The sequence below is a fragment of the Cupriavidus sp. 05N40 genome, from assembly GCF_056397305.1.
The window spans coordinates 1-6312 of the sequence record NZ_JBFTND010000304.1; the positions used below are offsets into that span (position 1 = coordinate 1).

General features: G+C 67.8%; 5 protein-coding genes. All 5 read right to left on the reverse strand.

The window, feature by feature from the left end; all coding sequences use genetic code 11:
* Nucleotides 1-30: 30 nt before the first annotated feature.
* On the reverse strand, nt 31-1206 hold the full coding sequence (locus tag AC1DO7_RS38520; protein ID WP_441615722.1) for an acetyl-CoA C-acetyltransferase: 1176 nt from the start codon (nt 1204-1206) through the stop codon (nt 31-33).
* A gap of 64 nt (nt 1207-1270) precedes the next feature.
* On the reverse strand, nt 1271-2962 hold the full coding sequence (gene phaC, locus AC1DO7_RS38525) for a class I poly(R)-hydroxyalkanoic acid synthase (RefSeq protein WP_477117362.1): 1692 nt from the start codon (nt 2960-2962) through the stop codon (nt 1271-1273).
* 77 nt (nt 2963-3039) lie between these two features.
* On the reverse strand, nt 3040-4398 hold the full coding sequence (locus tag AC1DO7_RS38530; protein ID WP_441615725.1) for an NAD(P)/FAD-dependent oxidoreductase: 1359 nt from the start codon (nt 4396-4398) through the stop codon (nt 3040-3042).
* 13 nt (nt 4399-4411) lie between these two features.
* On the reverse strand, nt 4412-5764 hold the full coding sequence (locus AC1DO7_RS38535; protein ID WP_477117363.1) for a dicarboxylate/amino acid:cation symporter: 1353 nt from the start codon (nt 5762-5764) through the stop codon (nt 4412-4414).
* Nucleotides 5765-5815: 51 nt separating this feature from the next.
* The coding region (locus AC1DO7_RS38540) for a phosphate acyltransferase (protein WP_477117364.1) at nt 5816-6312 on the reverse strand (497 nt) is incomplete at its 5' end.

The window sequence follows — 6312 nt, forward strand, 5'->3', positions numbered from 1 at the left end:
TCGTTTTCTCCTTGTGTAATGAATGCTGTCTTAGCGCTCGACAGCCAGCGCCACGCCCATGCCGCCGCCGATGCATAGCGACGCCAGGCCGCGCCGGGCGTCGCGCCGGGCCATCTCGTGCAGCAGGGTGACCAGGATGCGGCAGCCCGATGCCCCGATGGGATGCCCGATGGCGATGGCGCCGCCATTGACGTTGATCTTGCTGGCGTCCCAGTCCATCTCCTGGTTGACCGCGCACGCCTGGGCGGCGAAGGCCTCGTTGATCTCCATCAGGTCCAGGTCGTTGATGCTCCAGCCGGCCTTTTGCAGGCAACGCTGCGAGGCCGGGACCGGGCCCATGCCCATGATGGTCGGGTCGAGCCCGGCCGAGGCATAGGAGGCGATGCGGGCCAGGGGCTTGAGTCCCAGTTCGCGCGCCTTGCTGGCCGACATCATCAGGACCGCCGCGGCGCCGTCGTTCAGGCCGGAGGCATTGCCGGCGGTGACGGAGCCGGCTTTGTCGAAGGCCGGCCGCAGGCCCGCCAGGGCATCGGCGGTGGTGCCGTGCTTGATGAACTCGTCGGTATCGAAGATCACGGTGCCTTTCTTCGAGACGATCGAGACCGGCACGATCTCGTCCTTGAAGCGGCCGGTCTTCTGCGCCTGTTCGGCCTTCTGCTGCGACGCGGCCGCGAACGCGTCCTGCTGCTCGCGCGAGATGTTGTACGCCTTGGCGACGTTCTCGGCGGTGGTGCCCATGTGGTACTGGTTGAAGGCGTCCCACAGGCCGTCGACGATCATCGTGTCGGTGAGCTTCCAGTCGCCCATGCGCTGGCCGTCGCGCGATCCCGCCAGCACGTGCGGCGATGCGCTCATGTTCTCCTGGCCGCCGGCGATGACGATATCCGAATCGCCGCACTTGATGGCCTGGGCCGCCAGGTGCACGGCCTTCAGGCCGGAGCCGCAGACCTTGCCGATGGTCATGGCGGGCACGGTGTTCGGCAGGCCCGCCTTGAGGGCGGCCTGGCGCGCGGGGTTCTGCCCGCTGCCCGCGGTCAGCACCTGGCCCAGCAGCACCTCGTCGACCATTTCCGGCTTCAGGCCGCTGCGCTCGAGCAAGGCCTTGATGACCGTGGCGCCGAGTTCGGGGGCCGGCACCTTGGCCAGCGAGCCGCCGAACTTGCCGACGGCGGTTCTGGCTGCGGCGACGATAACAACATCTTCCATGTGACTCTCCTGGGTGAATCGGGGGTAGGGTGGATAGGGGATTGGCAGGCCAGACTGCGGATAGCTAGCCGGCCTTCGCCTTGACGTAGCGCCCGGGTGCGGGCTCGATCACGGGGTAGGCGGCGTTGCCGAGCGACCGGCGCGTAGCGGTGCGCGCGCCGGCGTGTTGCGCCAGCCAGCGGGTCCAGGCCGGCCACCAGCTGCCTTCGGCGCGCTCGGCGCCGTCAAGCCAGCGTTGCGGATCGCCCTGGAGCGGGCCGGTCCAGTGGTGGCGCTTGCCTTTGGCCGGCGGGTTGATCACGCCGGCGATGTGGCCGCTGGCGCCCAGCACGAAGGTCGTCGGGCCGCCCAACAGGCGCGTGGTGGCATAGGCGCTGCCCCACGGCACGATGTGGTCGTCCTGCGAGGCATAGAGGAAAGCGGGCACCCGGACCCGGGCAAAGTCCACCGGCTCCCCGCATTGCACGGTGCCGCCCGGCACGCGCAGGCGGTTCTCCAGGTAAGCGTTGCGCAGGTACCAGCAGTACATCGGCCCCGRCAGGTTGGTGTCGTCGCAGTTCCAGGACAGCAGGTCGAACGCCGGCGGCGCGCTGCCCTTCAGGTAGCTGTTGACCGCATAGGGCCAGATCAGGTCGTTGGCGCGCAGCGCGGCGAACACATGGGCCAGCTCGCGGCCGCGCAGCAGCCCGCCGCGGCCGATCGTGGCCTCCCGCATCGCGACCATGGCTTCGTTGACCAGCAGGCCGATCTCGCCGGTATCAACGAAGTCCAGCATCGTGGTGAGCAGCGTGACGCTGGCAACCTTGTCCTGGCCGCGCGCGGCGGCCACGGCCAGCGCGCAGGCCAGCAGCGTGCCGCCGACGCAGAAGCCCAGGGTGTTGACGCGGTCGGCGCCGCTGATCTCCTGCGCCACATCGATGGGGCGCAGCACGCCTTGTTCAAGGTAGTCGTCCCAGGTCAGGTGTCCCTGCGCTTGCTCCACGTTGCGCCAGGACACCAGGAAGACCGTATGCCCTTGCGCCACCGCATGGGCGACGAATGAGTTCTCGGGCTGCAGGTCGAGGATGTAGAACTTGTTGATGCAGGGCGGCACGATCAGCAACGGGCGCTGATGGACCTTGCCCGCGCCCGGCGCGTACTGGATGAGCTGCATCAGCTCGTTCTCATACACCACCGCGCCCGGCGTGGTGGCCACGTTGCGCCCGACCTCGAAGCTCTGCTCATCGGTCATCGAGACGCGTCCCTTGGCCAGGTCCTGCAGGAACAGGCGCATGCCTTCCACCAAGCTGGCGCCGCCGGAGTCCACCGCCAGCTGCAGCGCCTCGGGGTTGGTGGCCAGGCAATTGGCCGGGCTGAGCGCATCCAGCACCTGGCGCAGCGCAAATTGCCACTGGCCTTTGGTCTGCGCATCGGCCGGCGCTTGCTCGATCGCGCCTTGCAGCAGCGTGGCGTAGCTCTGGTAATGGCGCACCGCCAGCGCAAAGCGCGGGTCGTCGCGCCAGGCTTGTGCGGCAAAGCGGCGGTCCGGGCTGCCGGCGGGCTCGCCCGCCGGCCAGAGCGCGCTCATTTGCCTGAGGGCCTGTTCCGGCCAGGCGGCGAGCGCGCGCGCCGCCGCCAGCATGGAGACCGGCGCGGGCGTGGCGTCGGCGTCTTGCGGCGCCTCTCCGGGTGCGGCGCCGAACGCGCGCAGCATGGTCTGTTGCGCGCTGAAGAGCTCGGCAATCCAGCGGGAGGGATCGGAGGTGGGATTGGTCATGGGGTCCGGAAGAGTGCGGTTGCTTGTGCGTGTGCTTGTGCTTGTGCGTGTGCGTGTGCGGGACGGCGGCACGGGGCTCAGTGCAGCTTCACATGCGGCTCGGTGCGCCTGACGATGGAGCGCGCCAGCGTGTCGAGGGCGACCTTGGCAAAGCCGTGCAATGCCAGTTCATGCATCTTGTAGAGCGACAGGTACATCATCCGGGCGAACAATCCCTCCACCATCAGGCTCCCGCCGATCAGGCCGCCCATCATGTTGCCCACGGTGCTGAACTCGCCCAGCGATACCAGCGAGCCGAAATCGCGGTAGCGATAGTTGGCCAGCGCCTTGCCCGCCATGCGGGCGCGGACCTGCCTGGCCATGTGCGAAGCCTGCTGGTGCGCGGCCTGGGCGCGCGGCGGCACGAAGCCGCCCTTGCCCTGGTTGGCCTCGGGCCATGCGCACGCCGCGCAGTCGCCAATCGCGAAGATGTTCTCGTCGCGGCTGGTCTGCAGCGTGGGGTGCACCACCAGCTGGTTGATCCGGTTGGTTTCAAGGCCGGCAAGATCCTTGAGGAAGTCGGGCGCCTTCACGCCCGCCGCCCATACCACCAGCTCCGCCGGCAGCAGCCGGCCATCGCCCAGCTGCACGCCACCGGGCAGCACCTCGGCCACCTTGGCGTCGGTGAGCACTTCCACGCCGAGCTTGCGCAGCAGGCCCTCCGTGGCGCTGGACAAGCGCGGCGGCAGCGCCGGCAGCACGCGCGGCGCGGCTTCGATCAGCGTGACCCGGATGTCCTTGTCGGCGTCGACACGGTCCAGGCCGAAGGCCACCACCTCGCGGGTGGTGCGGTGCAGCTCGGCCGCCAGTTCCACGCCCGTGGCGCCGGCGCCGATGATGGCTACGTGCAGCTGCTGGGCCAGCAGGGGCGCGGTCTGCGCATGGGCGCGGATGCAGGCGTTGACCATGCGCGAGTGAAAGCGCAGCGCGTCCGCGGCGGACTCCAGGCGCATGGCGTGCTCGTAGACGCCCGGCGTGCCGAAGTCATTGCTCTGGCTGCCCACCGCGATGACCAGGGTGTCGTAGCCAAAGGTGCGCAGCGGCGTGATCTGCGCGCCTTCGTCGTCTACATAAGGCGCCACCAGCACCTCCCGGCGCTCCCGGTCCAGGCCTACCATTTCGCCGACGCGGTAGCGGAAGTGGTGCCAGTGCGATTGCGCGAGATAGCCCACCTCGTGGGCGCTCATGTCCATGCTGCCGGCGGCGATCTCGTGCAGCTTGGGCTTCCACACGTGGGTGCGGGTCTTCTCGATGAGCGTGACTTCGGCTTGCCCGCGCCGGCCGAGGGTGTCGCCCAGCCGGGTGGCGAGTTCAAGCCCGCCCGCGCCGCCGCCGACGATGACGATGCGATGCGGTGCCTTCAGGGAAGCACCGGGACGATAGGTGGAGGGTTTCATCGTGGCCTGCCGTTCACCGGGTCAGGGTGGTGCCGGGGGCCGGCATGCGGGCAACCAGCGGATCCAGCACCGCTTCCGGCTCGTCGGCCTCGGCATCCGATTCGTTGTCCAGCCGGCGGTGCATACGCGCAACATCCAGGTCGCCGGTCCATTTGGCGACCACCACCGTGGCCACGCCGTTGCCGATGAGGTTGGTCAGGGCGCGCGCCTCCGACATGAAGCGGTCGATGCCCAGGATCAGGGCCAGGCCAGCCACCGGCACATGCCCCACCGCCGACAGCGTGGCCGCCAGCACGATGAAGCCGCTGCCGGTGACGCCGGCGGCGCCCTTGGAGGTGAGGAGCAGCACGGCCAGCAGCGTGAGTTGCTGCGTCAGGCTCATGTCGGTGTTGGTCGCCTGGGCGATGAACACGGCCGCCATGGTCAGGTAGATGGACGTGCCATCCAGGTTGAACGAGTAGCCGGTAGGGATCACCAGCCCCACGACGGACTTGCGCGCGCCCAGGTTCTCCAGCTTGGCCATCATCCGCGGCAGCACCGACTCGGACGACGACGTGCCCAGCACGATCAGCAGTTCCTCCTTGATGTACTTGATGAACTTCCAGATCGAGAACCCATGCGCGCGCGCGATGCCGCCAAGCACGACAAAGATGAAGAACAGGCAGGTCGCGTAGAACGTCGCCATCAGCTGGCCAAGCTGCAGCAGCGAGCCCACGCCGTATTTCCCGATGGTGAACGCCATCGCCCCGAATGCGCCGATGGGGGCCACCTTCATGATGTAGCCGAYGATGGTGAACAGCACATGCGAGAACTTCTCGATGAAATCGAACACCAGCGTGCCGCGCCCGCCAAACTTATGCAGGGCGAAACCAAACATCACGGCGAACAGCAGCACCTGCAGGATCTCGCCCTTGGCAAAGGCGTCCACCACGGTATTGGGGATCACATGCAGCAGGAAATCCACCGTGCCCTGCATCTTGCCCGGCTCGGTGTAGGCGGCAATGCTCTTGGTATCGAGCGTGCTCACGTCGACATTCATGCCCGCCCCGGGCCTGACGATATTGATGATCACCAGGCCGACGACCAGCGCAATGCCGCTCACCACCTCGAAGTACAGCAGCGCCAGCCCGCCGGTCTTGCCGACCTTCTTCATGTCCTCCATGCCGGCGATGCCTACCACCACGGTGCAGAAGATGATCGGCGCGATGATCATCTTGATCAGCTTGATGAAGCCGTCTCCCAACGGTTTCATCGCCGCGCCGGCCTGCGGATAGAAGTGCCCCAGGATCACGCCGATAACGATCGCGGTGATGACCTGGAAGTACAGGGATCGGTAAAACGGCTTGGGGTGACTCTGATTGTCCATGGGTGTCTCCTTTGTGGTTTTACTTGTCGCCGGCGCCGGGGGGAGGGCCGCTCAATCGAGCGCCCAGGCCGTTGCGCGCTGCGCGTTGGCGTCGACCGTTGCCACGGCGCTCATGTTGACGATGCGGCGGACCGTGGACGAGGACGTCAGGATGTGCACCGGGCGCGCGGCGCCGAGCAGGATGCCTCCCACCGTGATGCCGCCGCCCGCGGCGATGCGCATCAGGTTGTACGAGATGTTGGCGGCATCCACGTTTGGCATCACCAGCACGTTGGCTTCCGTGGGCAGGCAGGATTCGGGGAACTCGTGCTCCAGGATCTGCCTGGACAACGCCGCATCGCCGCGCATCTCGCCTTCCACGGCCAGCGAGGGTTCGCGCGCCTTGACCAGTGCCAGCGCTTCGCGCATCTTCACCGCCGCCGGCGCGGTGGAGCCGCCGAAGTTGGAGTGGGAAAGCAGGGCCACGCTGGGCGTGATGCCGAAGCGCCGGACCGCTTCGGCCGCCAGCAGGGTGATGTCGGCGATCTGCTGGGCCGTCGGGTCGAGGT